Consider the following 13673-nt stretch of genomic DNA (forward strand, 5'->3'; position numbering starts at 1 on the left):
CGGGCCCAGAGCCCTCGGCGAAGGCGGGTGACCGGCACGGCACCAAGGGCCCTAGGTAGGGAATGCGGGCGTTGGTTCCCCGCTGACGTCGGGAGCCTGGTGGCGTTTACGACGGATTGAGAAACCGATGACTTGCCCTGCAAGACTAAGGATCTTGTGATGCTGAGCGACAAACCGACCCTCACTGGAGACCGTGTGGTTCTACGGCCCGTCGCGCCTGAGCACGTCGACGGCTTGTGGGATCTCGTGCGGGACCCTGAGACCCGGCGACTGACCGGTTCCCAGGGGGAGGGAGACTTCACCTACGAAGCCGCCGCCGCGTGGTACGCCACCCGCGCCGGCCACGACGACCGGCTCGACCTCGCCATCTGTGACGCGGCCAGTGGGGCGTACGTCGGCGAGGTCGTGCTCAACGAGCTTGACGCCGGCAATCTGGCCTGCAACCTGCGGATCGCCCTGGTCGGCCCGCGCGCGTACGGCAAGGGGTACGGCACCGAGGCGCTGCGACTGGTGCTGGCTCACGCGTTCGAGACAGTAGGGCTGCACCGGGTCGGCCTGGAGGTGTACGCGTTCAACACCCGGGCCCTCCACGTCTACGAGAAGATCGGGTTCGTCCGCGAGGGGATCAGAAGGGATGCGCTCCTGTGGGACGGCCACTGGCACGACGCCATCGCGATGTCCATACTTGCCCCCGACTGGCACGCCCACCACGACGGGGCTGCCCAGGCCGTACATGAAAAGGAGCCACTGACGGACGTGACCTGCGTTTAAGGTCCGTTTCAGACTCCGGCCGCAGGACGCCTCCGTCACATCCCGCCATCCCGGTGCAGTGATCAGAACACGTCTAAGCCTGACGGGCGGTCGACGGGCTCACCGCGATCTGGTCCAGGGGTGTGATCCGGTCTGGTCCGGTCGTGACGGGCCCGGCCCACCTGCGGAGAAGCTGCACGGCGGCCTCGGTTGCGCTCTGTTCTTCGGGGATGAGCGTGACCAGACGCTGGCGTGGCTCGTCCACCGGCACGACATGCTGGTACTGCAGCCGCAACACGCCAAGGGCAGGATGACGCAGGCTCTTGGCGCCGGAGGAGCGCTGTTCGACATTCCCGACGATCCACAGTCTGCGGAAGTCCTCGCTGCGTGCCGTCAGTTCCGAGATCAACGCCGCCACGTCGGGGTCGTGGGGGTACTGGCCTACCGTCAGGCGCAACTGCCCGACCGTGGCGATGGCGACCTCATCCCATTCGACGTAGAAGTCATGCGCGCCGGGGTCGAGGAAGAGGTAGCGGGCGAGGTTGGGCACCCCGCTCCTGGGCGCCGTGACGTCGACGAGCAGGCGGATGGCCAGTGGGTTGGCGGCCAGCACGTCGAAGTGGTCATTGATGATCAATGCCGGGATGCGGTCCATCAAGGAGAGCATGCGTCGCAGTTGTGGCGGCGGTGTGGCGCTCGCCTGACCGGCGGAGCGGGGAGCGATACGGCGTGAGGGATGGGCCAGCGAGTTCAGATGGGCGCGCTCCACCTCGGCCAGGTCGAGTGCCCGTGCAATGGCGTCCAGCACCTCGTCCGAAGGCCGGGTGGCCCGGCCCTGCTCCAGCCGCTGGTAGTACTCGACGCTGATCCCGGCGAGCTGGGCGAGTTCCTCCCGTCGCAGCCCGGGCACGCGGCGCCGCGAGCCGCCAGGCAGGCCGACGCTTTGCGGGCTCACCCGGGCGCGCCTGGCCCGCAGGAACGCTCCCAGCTCCTCGTGATCGCCCATGGCTGTCAGTATGCCCGCCGACAGCCGGGCGAAGGTGGCCCTGCCGGTACCCGTAACAGCGATATCTGGATCACATGGCGGATGCCTCGGCAGGCTCTGATCCGTACGAACGCCACGCGACGGAAGAGACCGACCATGTGCCATTCGACCGACAGCCGCCCGCCCGCCCCGCCCGTCATCACCGGGCAGGTCGCCGAACACGGGCGCCTGGAGATCACCGCCCGCGACGGCAACCGCCTGTCCGCCTACCGTACGACCCCCACCAACCCGAACGGAAGGAACGTCGTCATCCTCCCCGACGTTCGCGGGCTGCATCCCTTCTACGAGGCCCTGGCCCATCGCTTCGCCGAGGCCGGCTTCCGCGCCATGGCCATCGACTTCTACGGGCGCAGCGCGGGCACGCTGCCGCGCGATGACTCCTTCGATCCGATGCGGCACCTGGCACTGCTCGAGGCCCATCACGTCGACGCCGATGTCGCGGCGGCCGCCGCACGACTGCGCCGGGAGCAGCCGGGCCCGGTGTTCACCGTCGGGTTCTGCCTGGGCGGAGGACACTCCTGGCGGCAGGCTGCCACCGATCTCGGCCTCGCCGGGGCAATCGGCTTCTACGGGCCTCCCCGCTTCTTCGGACAGGCCACCATGGCGCTGTCGGCGCCGTTGCTGATGCTGCTGGCCGGCGACGATGTCGCCACTCCGCAGGCCGAGTTCCAGGCACTCGCGACCGGGTTCGACCAGGCCGGCAAGACGTATGAGATGCACGTCTATGACGGGGCCCCGCACTCGTTCTTCGACGTGACCTTCGATGACTGGGAGCGGGAGTGCACCGACGCCTGGCACCGCATCCTGAGCTTCACCTCCCGCAACAGCGGCCAGGTGGCGGCATGAGCGCCCGCTATGACCGCGGCCTGGCCCGCCAGGCCGAGTTGGGCGGCCCCGGCCAGACCCGCCGCGGCGTCTACGACACAGTCGCCGAGGTCGCCCCCGACCTGCCGCGCTTGGCGATCGAGTTCGCCTACGGTGACATCCACGCCCGACCCGGCCTGGACGCCGCCCGCCGGGAACTCGTCATTCTCGGGGTCTTGATCGCCCTCGGAGGCGTCGATCCACAAATCGAAGCCCACCTCGAGTCCGCATTGACGGCCGGACTACGACCCGGCGAACTGGTCGAAGCGATCATGCAAGCCCTCCCGTACGCCGGATTCCCCCGAGTGTTCGCCGCCATGACCATCGCCTGCCGCGTCTTCCAAAGCCGCGACCTGCTCCCCATCAACTGAACGCCGCCCATCGGCCGACCCCCAGCGCGGTCAGGTTGCGACAAGAGCACCGAGAAAACGCTCGAAGGCGCCGCCGTCACCGATGAGTTCCACCCGGTCCCCCAGCTGGCTTACGGGGACTCCATCGATCACCAGCGCCTTGAAGGTCGCGGGGTCTGTGCGTACGGCCGCGTCCCACCGCTGCGGCTCGCCCCGTTGGATGGCGAGTACGCCGTCGGAGATGCGGAGGGTGAAGACGTCCTCGTCAATCTCCAGCCGGAAGAGCGCCTCAAGACCGGCCAGGAGACCAGGGTTGAGATGGCTCTTCACAGCCAGCATCAGGGAGTCCGTGCCCAGCGTCATGGTCGTGTGCGTCAGCGGCGGGGAGCTGCGGCCCCAACGGCCCAGGTAGATGAGGACGGGCTCGAGTTCGTGCCCCCATTCGGTGAGCTCGTACACCCAGGCCCGTGCCGGTGGGCCGAGCTTGCGCCGCAGGATCACCCCGCTTTCCTCCAGATCACGCAGCCGTTGCGACAGCACGGTGGGGCTGGCGCCGGGCAGGCCGGTCTGCAGGTCGCTGTACCGCTTGGGGCCGAAGAGCAACTCTCGGATGATCATCAGCGCCCAGCGCTCGCCGACCACGTCGAGGGCGCGCGCGGCGGCGCACGGATCACCGTACGTACGGACCGTTGTCATCGGCTTCTCCAGATCTGTCGTCGGCCCGTCCCGAACTCCGGCCCCGGACGGCATCGCGTCACCGGGCGGCGTGCCGGGGCAGGAGCGCGGAGGCGAGCAGCCGCCAGTAGGGCATCGCGGACTCGCCCGGGCAGATCCCGATCACCTGTACCGCGACGTGCTCGGCGCCGGCGTCGACGTGGGCGCGCAGCTTGCGGACGATGGTATCGAGGTCGCCCCGGAACACGAAGTCGTCGACGAGCCGGTCGCTGCCGCCGCCGGTGATCTCCTCCTGCGAGTAGCCCAGCCGGCGGAACTTCGCGATGTTGTACGGCGTGTTCAGGTAGAGGTGCCTCCCTCTTCTGACAGTCGGAACTCACGCAGCCCTCACAAGAGGCATGACCTGCACAAATGAATTATCGGCACGCACAGGGCACCGCCTACGTCGTCGACCGATCAAGTTCACTTGTTAGTTTGTAGTACTTACTACTAAGATTGTAGTGTGATTCTTGTTACTGGAGCCACTGGGCTGGCCGGATCGGCGATCATCCGTGAGTTCGCCCGGCAGAACGCCCCTGTCCGAGCACTGTTCAGGAGCCCCGACAAAGCCCGGCCTCTGCACGGATTGGCAGGCGTGGAGTTGGTCGAGGGCGACATGCTGCGCGCCGAGTCGCTGAGGACGGCCTTGCGCGGCGTGGACCGTGTTCTCATGATCTCTTCCGCCGACAAGCGGATGGCGGAAACGCAGTACGCCTTCATCGACGCCGCCAAGGCGGCCGGCGTCCCCTACATCGTGAAGCTCTCCGGGAAGGAATCCGGGATCGGCTTCGATCCTTACAAGTTCCAGGGAACCCGGGAACACGTGGAGATCGAACGCCATCTCGAAGCGTCCGGCCTGGCGTGGACACATCTGCGCCCCTCCCAGTTCATGCACCGCTACCTGCCCGGAGCCCTCACCGGCGTGGATGCCGCCCGGCGGGAACTCCGCCTGCCGATCGGCGACATCCAGCTGTCACCTGTCGATGTCGAGGACATCGCCAAGGTCGCGGTCGCCCTGATGCGCTCCGACGGCCATGAGGGCATGGCCTACGACATGACGGGGCCGGAAGCCCTGACGATGAAGGAAGTCGTCGAGCACATCTCACAGGCCACGGGGACGACCTTCACCTATGTACCTGTTTCCTTGGAGGACAAGCTGCGGGAGTTCAGGGACCTGGGTGTGCCCGAAGCGCTCGCAGGGATCATCAAGGACCAACTCGCCGAGCGCAGCCGCCATCCCGAGTCGTACGTACGTACGGAGATCCATGACGCGTTCGGCATACGGCCCACCAGCTTCGCCGAGTTCGCCCAGCGCCACGCCAAGGCGTTCCTCGGCCGGTGACCGGGTCAGCGTCGACCGCTCCACTCAGGATCGACGTCGAGGCGGCCGGTAACCAGGCCGCGCCAGCAGGTGAGGAGTTGGCGGGCATCGTCCCTACGGACGCCCGTCTGGTCAGGGCGTACCTGAAGCGGGAGCGCGGGCTGCTCGATGGTCGCCCAGATGCCCGGGAGGACGGCCAAGCGAGCGGCCGTCAGCCGGTGGGGCCGTTCCCGCCCAGCGTGTAGAGCGGCCCGGCGGGGCCGGGTAGGCGATGAACGCGGCAGTTGGCCGAGATCGGAGCCATACAAGTCGAACCAGCACGCGAGTTGAGAATCAGGAAGGACAACATGAAGCTCAAGATTGGTGCTCTAGTCTCGCTGGGGGCGGCCGCCGTTATCGCCCAGGCGACATTCACCGCACTCCCGGCTTCTGCCTCACTCCAGTACATGATCAAAAATGTCGCGACGGGAAAGTGCCTCCAGGGAAATGACAATGGGACAACCAACGCTTACCAAGTGAAAATGGCGACCTGTAACCCGAACAACGCCGCTCAATGGTGGGGAGGAGTCGCTCACAAGATCATGATGGTGCGGGCTAGCGGTACTGCAAGCCAAAGATGCCTCAGCGTGCCGACAAGCCCAAGCGGACAGTTCGCTCGCGATGTGTTCACTGCTCCATGCGGGGCGGCAGGCTACAACCAAACCCTGTCGTTCGGGGTCACCTCGAACTATCCGCTCTATTCAGGTAGTACGACTTGCTACATCGGGCACTATTCAGCCTCCGACACCTGGCCCTCCTGCTACGTGAACAGCGGCAGCTACACGCGCTGGACCTGGGTCCCTGCCTAGCCTCGATCTTTCGTGCTCATCCGGTGGCTGGCTGAGCGGTTCGGCTGGAGTTTGAAGGCTGTGGTCAGCGCGTCGGCCCGGCTGTCGCACCGGGTGCTCGGGGTTCCACGGGCCCGCAGGGCCAGTGGTTCCCCGGCACCTGCAGGGCCGTGGTCGGCGAAGACCGTCGTGGCCCATATACGGAACCTGTCGTAGACGGTGGACCAGGGGCCGTACTCCACAGGCAGATCCCGCCAGGGTGCCAGTGCGAAAAAGGCCACATCACGGCGTTGAACTGCTGCCGCATGTCCGGGATCGGACCTCGCTCGCCCAGGGGCAGGTGAGGTTCGATCAGGGACCATTCGTCGTCGGTGAGGTCGCCACTCGCCATGACGATGGCCTACCAGGATCAGAAACCACGGCGCAGGCGAACCTTGTGATCTCAACTCCGTACAGGCCCTAGCTGTTCAAACTCCGCCGGTTTCTGCTTGGCGGCGCGGGCCGTGCGCCACTGCTCGGCCGCCTGCAGCATCGCCTGGCCAACGTGGTCGAAGAAGTCGCCGATGTCCCGCAGCGTTCGGGAAGGTCTGCGTCCGGAAACAAGCCGATGTCAACCAGCCAGGGCGTCAGCGTCCTGAGTCTCACGCGCCCCCGTGAACGCCGCGATCAAGGTGCCCAGCAGATTCTCTTGAACGCGTTGGTGCCCGCTGGTGACGGCTGCGGCGACGGTCAGATGACGGTCAACGATCAAAGGCCAGACCCGCATCTCGGGATCTGGCCTTGAGCTGGGCATTCGTGGTGGGACTACCAGGACTTGAACCTGGGACCTCTTCCTTATCAGGCAACGACAGCAGTGGTGCTACTGAGGTTGAACTCGTGATGTCGCCGGGTTGCTCAGGTGAGGCTGATTGTCGGGCCGGTCTCGGCTAGGCAGCCGTCTGTGACCAGACCGCCGGCCGCCGCCGATTACCGGGTGCGCTCAGTGCGGTGGTCGTAGTCTTCGCGGGCGGTGATGACTTCTTCGATGTGCAGCACGGACCACTCCGTGAGCGCCTTCAGCGGTTCCCGCAGCGTCTGGCCGAGCGCGGTGAGCTCATACTCCACGTGCGGCGGCACCTCTGGGTAGACGGTCCGGCTGATCAGCCCGTCGCGTTCGAGGGTGCGCAGCGTCTGGGTGAGCATCTTCTCGCTCACGCCCGCCAGCGCCTGCCGGAGCTGGCTGAACCGGGAGGTCCCGTTCCGGCCGAGTTCGCCGAGCACGAGGACCGCCCACTTGCTGCCGATCTGGTCGAGTAGGTCCCGCGACGGGCAGCCGCGCTCGTACGGATCGAATGACGGTATGGGCCCGGTCACGTTCTCGACAGAAGCCATACGGCTCACCTCAATGCTTTCGAATCGGTAAGTACCGTACCAAGAAGTAGCTACTCCCCAACAGGGAGTGTCCAGGTCATTCTGTGTTGCATCCCGCCGCGGACGGAGCGCGGCAGGCGTGCGAGGCACGCGCGGAAGGAAGGATTGACCATCATGCCGATCGTCGTCACTGGAGCCACCGGCCAGCTGGGCAGGCTCACCATCGAGGCACTGCTGCGGCGCGGGATCCCGGCCGCGGACATCATCGCGACCGGCCGGGACATCGCCAGGATCAAGGACCTGGCCGACCGAGGCATCACGGTACGCCGCGCCGACTTCGTGGACACCGACGGCCTGGTCGAGGCATTCACGGGGGCGGACAGGCTGCTGCTGATCTCGGCCTCGGTCCCCGTAGGCGAGCGGGTCGCCAACCACCGCCGCGTGATCGACGCCGCGGCGTCCGCAGGCGTGTCGCTAGTGGCGTACACGAGCACGACGCACGCGGACACGGCCACCACCGTCATCGGTGCCACGCACGGCGAGACCGAGGAGTATCTGCGGGACCGCGGAATCCCCAGCGTGCTGCTGCGCAACGGCTGGTACCTGGAGAACTACACCAGCCAACTGCCGCAGATCCTGCAGAACGGCGCCGTCGTCGGCGCCGCGGGCGAGGGGCGGATCAGCGCCGCGTCCCGCGCCGACTACGCCGAGGCCGCAGCGGTCGTCCTCACCGCTGAAGGCCACACCGGCGCCGTGTACGAGCTCGGCGGCGACGAATCCTTCACCCTGACTGAGCTCGCCGCCGCGATCTCCGCTGCGGCCGGAAAGCAGGTTACCTACGCTGACCTCCCAGTGACCGACTTCGCTCAGGTCCTGGCCGCCGCGGGCCTGCCCGCCGAACTGGCGGAGGTCCTCGCTGACGCTGACCGCGGCATGAACCGCGGCGAGATGTACACCGACTCTGGCGACTTGCGCCGCCTGATCGGCCGCCCGCCCGTGACCCTGGCCGAGGCACTCGCGGTCGCCCTGCATTACCGCGGTTGAACTCGTGATGTGGCCGGGTTACTCAGGTGGCTCTGATTGTCAGGCCGGTCTCGGCAAGGCAGCCGTCTATGAGTTCGCTGCGGTACTGGATGTGCCGTAAGCCGCGCCGGATGCGCTGCACGAGGTGTTCGGGGGTGCTGAAGGCGACGTTGGAGAGCCAGCCGCGTCGCAGGAAGGACCAGATCCCTTCGACAGGGTTGAGGTCGGGTGCGTAGGGCGGCAGATAGTAGATGGTCAGCCAGTCCCGGGCCTCGGCGAACTTTTGCAGGTCGGCGGCCTTGTGGACGTTGAGGTTGTCCCAGACGAGCACGATCGGGCCGCCGAGCTGCTGATGTGCTGCGATCAACAGGTCCCGGTAGTCGCGCCAGGAGAAGCTCTTGCGCCCATCGCGACGGCCGTCGTCATGGCGGGGCCGGTAGATGAGCCTGGAGCGGTGACCGGGTATATAGCAGGTCAGCGCGGCGATGGAAATCCGTCTGCGGGAGCGGCCGCGGACCCGCACCACCGGGGTCCGGCCGCGCTGTGACCAGGTCTTTGCGTGCGGCGGCGTCATGGAGAATCCGGCTTCGTCCTCGAAGACGAGCCAGGCTCCACGGGCCGCCGCGAGACTTCCGCGCAGGGCCACACCTCCTTCACCCACCCGGCCACCGTCTCGTCGTCCCGCTCCATGGCCCGTCGCGCCGGGACCTGCCAGGACCAGCCGTTACGCGCCAGCAGTTTCCGCACGCCCTGGATCGTGTAGGCCATGTGGAAGCACCGACCGATCACCGTCTTGATCCGCGCCAGTGTCCAGCGCTGGTCCTCCCAGCCGTGCGCGGCCGGCCCCTTGGCCAGCTCCGCCTCCAGTTGCGCGAACTGCTCCTGGCTCAACCTCGGCAGCGATGCCGGCCCCCTCGACCGCAGGGCCCGCGGACCGCCCTCCTCCCACTTCTGCCGCCACCGTTGTACCGAGCGGACGTTCACGCGCAGGACCTTGGCGATGACCGAGGTCGCCTCGCCCTGGGCGAACCGCTCGGCCGCCTTGAGCCGTACCTCCTCGCGGAACTGCTGCCGTTCGGCAGTCAGCCCGCCTCCTTGTGCATACCGCATGCCCCGGTGATACCGCACGGACGACGAGCCATCAGCCCCTACGACACCGCGAGTTCAACCTCAGTAACTGCTCTTACAAGCTCTCCACCTGCGGCCGTAGTCCATGGCTGTCCATGTGTGTCCATCATTATTCGTGGGCGTTGTCACGCAGTTGGTGACGCAGCAGGTTCAAGGCTGCTGGCGAGTCAAGATGACGAAGCTGCGGCCGTCTGTTGTGGCGTTGAAGGTTCTATTGGGCACGAAACCGAGTCCCTGAACGACCCGCTGGGCACGGATGTTGAAGCTGGCGACAGTCACCCGAAAGGCCGTGGGCCGGAAACGCGCAGCGCCGTACTCCAGGCCGGTTGCGATTGCTTGCTTACCGAGACCGCGGCCCGTCAATTCGGGACGTAGACCTCCACCTGTGTCAAGCGCCGATTCGTCATACTCGCCGCCTGGCACGCGGCCATCAGGGCCGAACACGCGATAGCCGATGAGTTCCCCCTTATCCACGAGGGCGACATATCCGTTTCGCGGATCTGCAAAAAACCCTGCATCTGTGCCAACGAGGTCGTAGCAGTCATACTGCGCGGGATAACGCCATGTGACGATGTCCGCCGCGTACTCGTCGGTCATATTGACGATCTCCACGACACCCATAGGAGCAAGTTAGGCGCTGTCGAGTCAACAGGCGCTTCTGCCCGTAGTGGGCGGTCACCGCGTTCAGCCAGCAACCTGTCCTGATCTCTCGACTGCCGTCGACCTATCGCGAAGGGGCAGCGGGCCGGGGACGGAGGGTCAAGCCCGGCCTTGCGTGTACCTGTGCCCGGTGACCTTCTTCGCGCGCTGGTTGTCCTGCCGGTACGGCTGGGCTTGACCTGGAGGAGCCGGGCTGCCGGGCTCTGCCTGGGTCGATGGCGGGCGAGCGATCGGGACTTCCAGCCCAGATAGCTACGGCGCAGTACTTGCCACGCACATTAAGTACTGATCGCATGGGCAGCGGCGACTCCAACGGGCCATACGAACGGCCCCACGCGCGAAAGGGAGGGGTGTCATGTTCGGGCTAGTAGTCCGGTTCACCTGCAAGGACGAGGCCGCCGCCGAGGCGTTCGACCAGCTCATCGGCGAGACCATCGAGGACATCAAAGCGCACGAGCCGGGCACGCTCGTCTACACCGTCCACAAGGTCGACGGCGAACCGCTGCTGCGGATCTTCTACGAGCTCTACCGTGACCGCGCCGCCTTCGACGCCCACGAGGATCAGGAGCACATCAAGCGGTTCCTCGACGCCCGTGACGATCTGCTGTCCGGCGTCGAAATCGACTGGCTCGACCTTCAAGTGGGCAAGGTCATCACCCCATGAGCGACGAGTACCAGCGCCTTGGGCCGGCCAGCTCGACGGTGCCGGCGCGGGTGTCCCACTCGCGGGTGCGGTAGCCGTTGCGGGAGTTGGTCCGCTCGTTACTGCGCTCGCCGTAGGAGGCGCCGCACCGGATGTCGGCCTCGGCCGACATCAACGCCTCGGCCATGGTCTTCACAGGACGGAGGGTCAAGTCCTGCCTCGCGTGTACCTGCCTCCCGGTGACCTTCCTCGCCGGCTGGTTGTCCCGTCCGCACGGCTGGGCTTGACCTGGAGGAGCCGGGCTGCTGGGCTTGCCTGGGGCGATGGTGGGGAGCGATCAGGACTTCCACCTCACCCAGCTACGGCGCGAGCTGCGCGGTCCCCTCTCGGAGTCGGAGGCCCCGGGGTTTGGGGCAGCGCCCCAAGGTCTTCCCTGTACCTTCCGCCCGCCTCTTCTCCTCGCTCCTTCTTCCTCTTTCCCTCGCCTGCCAGCCGTCGCCCTCTCGGTCTCCGGGTTCTTCGGCTCGTGGTGCCGCTCGTGGCCGATGACCGTTCACCACTTGGGGAGAGAGATCATTCGTTGCGCATTGCCGCTATGCCGCCATCGGTTGAACACCGCGCCGCTTGTCGGCGCAGGTGCGCGCCGCCGCCGGCACGGCCCTGGACGCCGCGAACGTCCGCCGGGCCTTCCGCCGTGTGCTCAAGGGCACGAGCTTGGACTCTGACGAGTGGACACCTCGTGAGCTCCGCCACAGCTTCGTGTCTCTCCTGTCGGACTCCGGGGTCCCTCTGGAGGAGATCTCGCGTCTCGTCGGGCATAGCAGTACCGCTGTGACAGAACTCGTCTACCGCAAGCAGATCCGGCCCGTTCTCCAGGGCGGCGCGGTGGTCATGGATCAGATCTTCAACCGCTGATCCAGAAGCTTAGTCACGCAGTTAGACACGCGGACAGCAAAAAGGCCGCTTTCCCACGATCGGAAAACGGCCTCTGATCTTTGGTGGGGCTACCAGGACTTGAACCTGGGACCTCTTCCTTATCAGCTAGCGGCGCGCCTTCCGTGACCTCCTGATGCACCCGTTCAAGCGTCATCTTGCGTCCATAGACGTTCACGGGCGTCTACCCGTGCTGCTGTACTTCCCCGCTGTACTTCTGGTGAGACCAGTTGGGCGTATGCCCAGGCTCCGGTCCCGGCGGCGACGCTGCGGGGGACGGCGACGCCGTTGTGCGTCACGGCCGGGAGGCCTCGAAGAATGTCCGTGGGCTTCCCCGACTTGTCCGCCGCCGCGACCAGCACCTGGGCGGCTGCGATCTTCTCGCTCTCCGGCCACGTGAAGTCCGGCGGGACGGAGGGCTCAGTTCGACCGTGTCCCCACAGAACAGCAACTGGGTCGTCACCGACGACCGGTAGCATCGAAGTAGGCGGCCGCGGTCGTCCAGTAACTGGAGGCATTTCGCCCTGTCACCCTTTAGGAGACCCCCGGGCACGTCCACGCCGACGGACGCCCGGGGACCGTGTCGAGTTTCCCCGGCTGACCCTGATGGCTCATCCCTACCGGCGATGCGATGGCGCGCACGTAGAACAAGGCCGCCTACGGCACCGGTCACGGATTCGGCCGCCGGGACCCGCCGCGGGGCCGGTTCACGACGTGCCGCGTTCGGTCGTATCTGACGGCCCGGTCCACCTCTCTCCATTCTCGGCGGCTCGTGGAGGCGGGGTCGCCTACGGACGGAAGTGCGTGTCAACGTCGCTCCAATGTGGGCTCTGGCACTGATTTCGTGCGTTGACCCGTCTCAGTCGGCGAGGAGGACGCGTTTGCGCAGGAGGTCGGGGTTGGCCCGGCCATACATTTGCCACTTGAGCATCTTGACTCGGTTGACGTGCCCTTCGACCTTTCCCGAGCTGTGGGGCAAGGCCAGGCCTGCTTTGGCGGCGTCGAAGGCGCGCCGCAGCCCTGTGACGAAGGAGTGCAGTTCCGGCAGGTCATCAGCCTGAACTCGCTTCATCCACTGCTGCAGGTCGTCACCGGTGAGGTGCATCATCATCTGGGCGAAGGCGCGAACGTGCTCGCGGAGCGCGGCCAGGGCCGGGCAGGCCGCGGTTAAGGTCTGCAGGTGCCGGTGTTCGTCGGCCTCGAGGGTGTCGGGGTGGCGGAGGAACCAGCCGGTGGCCTGGCGGACGGTGGGCGGGGGTGCTGGCGGCAGGGCCATGGTGGTCTGGGACCTCCAGGGCCGGACGCCCCGGTGGCGAACCGAGCAGGACGTCGAGCATGCTCAAGGGAGCTTTAGGTGGTCGAAGTAGGGCGCTGGCGGGTGATTCCGCGATAGTGCAGGATGGCTAGCATCCCTCACCTTTCCTATACGATCCGAGTAGTCGTCAGCATGCAGCAGCGTTGCGACCGATGTCAACAGGTTCGCGAAGACGCTAGAGGGACCTCACGTCACAATGGACGACGAAGCGACGATCGCGCGGGGTCGTGAGCCGAAGCCGCCGCCTACGCCATGCGCCGACACATCCTGCTGTCCGGCGAGCGGTTCCGGCGGTTGTTCGACGAAGTTAAGGCGCGGACAGAATGGCAGTAAAGGCTTGACGGGCGGGCCGGGCCGAGGAATGCTGACGCAGTCGGATCGGATTGGATCCACCTCACCCGCCCCAGTTGCGAGGAGAAGACAGGTGCCCCGAGCGCTGCTCCTGACCGGCGACGCCGCCGAGGAGCTCGACACCATGTATCCCTACTATCGCGTGCAGGAGGGCGGCTGGGACGTCGACGTCTCGTCACGGACGATGCGTGACGTTCAGCTGGTCATCCACGAGTTCGACCCCAACTCCGACGCCTACGTGGAGAAGAACGGCCGGAAGCTGCCGGTCGACGTGCCCTGGGCCGAGGTCGACGTCGAGCGCTACGACGCCCTCATCATCCCTGGGGGACGTGCCCCCGAATGGATCCGGGTCGACGCCGACGTCAGGCGCATCACCGAGCACTTCTTCGCGCGCGACCT

At 66.5% G+C, this 13673-nt stretch carries 18 protein-coding genes and 2 pseudogenes; 10 read left to right on the forward strand and 10 right to left on the reverse strand.

Going from position 1 to position 13673, the window contains the following annotated elements; genetic code table 11:
• Nucleotides 1–159: 159 nt before the first annotated feature.
• Nucleotides 160–771, forward strand: a complete 612-nt coding sequence (locus tag AB0B72_RS36395) for a GNAT family N-acetyltransferase (protein ID WP_367744066.1) — start codon at nt 160–162, stop codon at nt 769–771.
• Nucleotides 772–844: 73 nt separating this feature from the next.
• On the opposite strand, the gene AB0B72_RS36400 is transcribed toward AB0B72_RS36395, so the two are convergent.
• Nucleotides 845–1756, reverse strand: a complete 912-nt coding sequence (locus AB0B72_RS36400; RefSeq protein WP_367744068.1) for a helix-turn-helix transcriptional regulator — start codon at nt 1754–1756, stop codon at nt 845–847.
• Between the two features lie 135 nt (nt 1757–1891).
• On the opposite strand from AB0B72_RS36400, the gene AB0B72_RS36405 reads away from it, so the two are divergent.
• Together AB0B72_RS36405 and AB0B72_RS36410 are read left to right on the forward strand one after the other, a co-directional pair.
• The gene (locus AB0B72_RS36405) at nt 1892–2641 is read left to right on the forward strand and encodes a dienelactone hydrolase family protein (RefSeq protein ID WP_367744069.1); all 750 of its coding nucleotides are present in this window, start codon (nt 1892–1894) and stop codon (nt 2639–2641) included.
• Nucleotides 2638–3030, forward strand: a complete 393-nt coding sequence (locus tag AB0B72_RS36410; RefSeq protein WP_367744070.1) for a carboxymuconolactone decarboxylase family protein — start codon at nt 2638–2640, stop codon at nt 3028–3030. Before AB0B72_RS36405 ends, AB0B72_RS36410 begins: the two co-directional genes overlap by 4 nt.
• Nucleotides 3031–3060: 30 nt before the next feature.
• Here the strand turns inward: AB0B72_RS36410 and AB0B72_RS36415 are convergent, their stop codons facing one another.
• Both AB0B72_RS36415 and AB0B72_RS36420 read right to left on the reverse strand, forming a co-directional pair.
• Nucleotides 3061–3705: a winged helix-turn-helix transcriptional regulator gene (locus AB0B72_RS36415; protein ID WP_367744072.1), complete on the reverse strand. Its 645-nt coding sequence runs from the start codon at nt 3703–3705 to the stop codon at nt 3061–3063.
• 58 nt (nt 3706–3763) lie between these two features.
• Nucleotides 3764–3931, reverse strand: coding sequence for a hypothetical protein (locus AB0B72_RS36420; RefSeq protein ID WP_367744073.1), 168 nt, complete (start codon nt 3929–3931; stop codon nt 3764–3766).
• A 255-nt stretch (nt 3932–4186) separates the two neighbouring features.
• On the opposite strand from AB0B72_RS36420, the gene AB0B72_RS36425 reads away from it, so the two are divergent.
• From AB0B72_RS36425 to AB0B72_RS36435, 3 genes are all read left to right on the forward strand, one after another.
• A complete protein-coding gene (locus tag AB0B72_RS36425; protein WP_367744074.1) occupies nt 4187–5065 on the forward strand; it encodes an SDR family oxidoreductase in 879 nt (292 codons plus the stop codon).
• Nucleotides 5062–5289 carry a hypothetical protein gene (locus AB0B72_RS36430; protein WP_367744075.1) on the forward strand — a complete coding sequence of 76 codons (228 nt, stop codon included), beginning with the start codon at nt 5062–5064 and terminating at the stop codon, nt 5287–5289. The genes AB0B72_RS36425 and AB0B72_RS36430 overlap by 4 nt, the downstream gene beginning before the upstream one ends.
• A 102-nt stretch (nt 5290–5391) precedes the next feature.
• Nucleotides 5392–5892, forward strand: coding sequence for a ricin-type beta-trefoil lectin domain protein (locus AB0B72_RS36435; protein WP_367744076.1), 501 nt, complete (start codon nt 5392–5394; stop codon nt 5890–5892).
• Nucleotides 5893–5981: 89 nt separating this feature from the next.
• Here AB0B72_RS36435 and AB0B72_RS36440 read toward each other — a convergent pair.
• Nucleotides 5982–6134, reverse strand: a pseudogene (locus tag AB0B72_RS36440) (transposase); the annotation flags it as partial.
• 703 nt (nt 6135–6837) lie between these two features.
• A complete protein-coding gene (locus AB0B72_RS36445; protein ID WP_367744077.1) occupies nt 6838–7242 on the reverse strand; it encodes a winged helix-turn-helix transcriptional regulator in 405 nt (134 codons plus the stop codon).
• 153 nt (nt 7243–7395) lie between these two features.
• On the opposite strand from AB0B72_RS36445, the gene AB0B72_RS36450 reads away from it, so the two are divergent.
• On the forward strand, nt 7396–8265 hold the full coding sequence (locus tag AB0B72_RS36450; protein WP_367744078.1) for an SDR family oxidoreductase: 870 nt from the start codon (nt 7396–7398) through the stop codon (nt 8263–8265).
• Between the two features lie 22 nt (nt 8266–8287).
• On the opposite strand, the gene AB0B72_RS36455 is transcribed toward AB0B72_RS36450, so the two are convergent.
• The 3 genes from AB0B72_RS36455 to AB0B72_RS36465 form a co-directional block, all read right to left on the reverse strand.
• Nucleotides 8288–8890 (reverse strand): IS630 family transposase, encoded by a 603-nt coding sequence (locus tag AB0B72_RS36455; protein ID WP_367744079.1) that lies wholly within the window; start codon nt 8888–8890, stop codon nt 8288–8290.
• Nucleotides 8815–9354, reverse strand: coding sequence for a transposase (locus tag AB0B72_RS36460; protein ID WP_367744080.1), 540 nt, complete (start codon nt 9352–9354; stop codon nt 8815–8817). The genes AB0B72_RS36455 and AB0B72_RS36460 overlap by 76 nt, the downstream gene beginning before the upstream one ends.
• A 168-nt stretch (nt 9355–9522) precedes the next feature.
• A complete protein-coding gene (locus tag AB0B72_RS36465) occupies nt 9523–9993 on the reverse strand; it encodes a GNAT family N-acetyltransferase (RefSeq protein ID WP_367744081.1) in 471 nt (156 codons plus the stop codon).
• 394 nt (nt 9994–10387) lie between these two features.
• Here AB0B72_RS36465 and AB0B72_RS36470 point away from each other — a divergent pair, with 394 nt between their 5' ends.
• Nucleotides 10388–10696, forward strand: a complete 309-nt coding sequence (locus AB0B72_RS36470) for a putative quinol monooxygenase (RefSeq protein WP_367744082.1) — start codon at nt 10388–10390, stop codon at nt 10694–10696.
• Between the two features lie 16 nt (nt 10697–10712).
• On the opposite strand, the pseudogene AB0B72_RS36475 reads toward AB0B72_RS36470, so the two are convergent.
• Nucleotides 10713–11000: pseudogene (locus tag AB0B72_RS36475) on the reverse strand (transposase); the annotation flags it as partial.
• Nucleotides 11001–11299: 299 nt separating this feature from the next.
• On the opposite strand from AB0B72_RS36475, the gene AB0B72_RS36480 reads away from it, so the two are divergent.
• Nucleotides 11300–11590, forward strand: a complete 291-nt coding sequence (locus tag AB0B72_RS36480; protein WP_367744083.1) for a tyrosine-type recombinase/integrase — start codon at nt 11300–11302, stop codon at nt 11588–11590.
• An 877-nt stretch (nt 11591–12467) separates the two neighbouring features.
• Here the strand turns inward: AB0B72_RS36480 and AB0B72_RS36485 are convergent.
• Nucleotides 12468–12884: a transposase gene (locus AB0B72_RS36485; protein WP_367744085.1), complete on the reverse strand. Its 417-nt coding sequence runs from the start codon at nt 12882–12884 to the stop codon at nt 12468–12470.
• A 463-nt stretch (nt 12885–13347) separates the two neighbouring features.
• Here AB0B72_RS36485 and AB0B72_RS36490 point away from each other — a divergent pair.
• Nucleotides 13348–13673 (forward strand): DJ-1/PfpI family protein (locus AB0B72_RS36490; protein ID WP_367744087.1); only part of this gene is annotated, 326 nt, incomplete at its 3' end.

Origin of the sequence: Microbispora sp. NPDC049125 (assembly GCF_040802045.1) — a bacterium.
Taxonomy (GTDB): domain Bacteria; phylum Actinomycetota; class Actinomycetes; order Streptosporangiales; family Streptosporangiaceae; genus Microbispora.

What these genes read in the sequence shown, in the direction of transcription:
- AB0B72_RS36395 (WP_367744066.1), top strand. Translation starts at nt 160, where the DNA reads ATGCTGAGCGACAAACCGACCCTCACTGGAGACCGTGTGGTTCTACGG.
- AB0B72_RS36400 (WP_367744068.1), bottom strand. Translation starts at nt 1,756, where the DNA reads ATGGGCGATCACGAGGAGCTGGGAGCGTTCCTGCGGGCCAGGCGCGCC.
- AB0B72_RS36405 (WP_367744069.1), top strand. Translation starts at nt 1,892, where the DNA reads ATGTGCCATTCGACCGACAGCCGCCCGCCCGCCCCGCCCGTCATCACC.
- AB0B72_RS36410 (WP_367744070.1), top strand. Translation starts at nt 2,638, where the DNA reads ATGAGCGCCCGCTATGACCGCGGCCTGGCCCGCCAGGCCGAGTTGGGC.
- AB0B72_RS36415 (WP_367744072.1), bottom strand. Translation starts at nt 3,705, where the DNA reads ATGACAACGGTCCGTACGTACGGTGATCCGTGCGCCGCCGCGCGCGCC.
- AB0B72_RS36435 (WP_367744076.1), top strand. Translation starts at nt 5,392, where the DNA reads ATGAAGCTCAAGATTGGTGCTCTAGTCTCGCTGGGGGCGGCCGCCGTT.
- AB0B72_RS36445 (WP_367744077.1), bottom strand. Translation starts at nt 7,242, where the DNA reads ATGGCTTCTGTCGAGAACGTGACCGGGCCCATACCGTCATTCGATCCG.
- AB0B72_RS36450 (WP_367744078.1), top strand. Translation starts at nt 7,396, where the DNA reads ATGCCGATCGTCGTCACTGGAGCCACCGGCCAGCTGGGCAGGCTCACC.
- AB0B72_RS36460 (WP_367744080.1), bottom strand. Translation starts at nt 9,354, where the DNA reads ATGCGGTATGCACAAGGAGGCGGGCTGACTGCCGAACGGCAGCAGTTC.
- AB0B72_RS36465 (WP_367744081.1), bottom strand. Translation starts at nt 9,993, where the DNA reads ATGGGTGTCGTGGAGATCGTCAATATGACCGACGAGTACGCGGCGGAC.
- AB0B72_RS36470 (WP_367744082.1), top strand. Translation starts at nt 10,388, where the DNA reads ATGTTCGGGCTAGTAGTCCGGTTCACCTGCAAGGACGAGGCCGCCGCC.
- AB0B72_RS36485 (WP_367744085.1), bottom strand. Translation starts at nt 12,884, where the DNA reads ATGGCCCTGCCGCCAGCACCCCCGCCCACCGTCCGCCAGGCCACCGGC.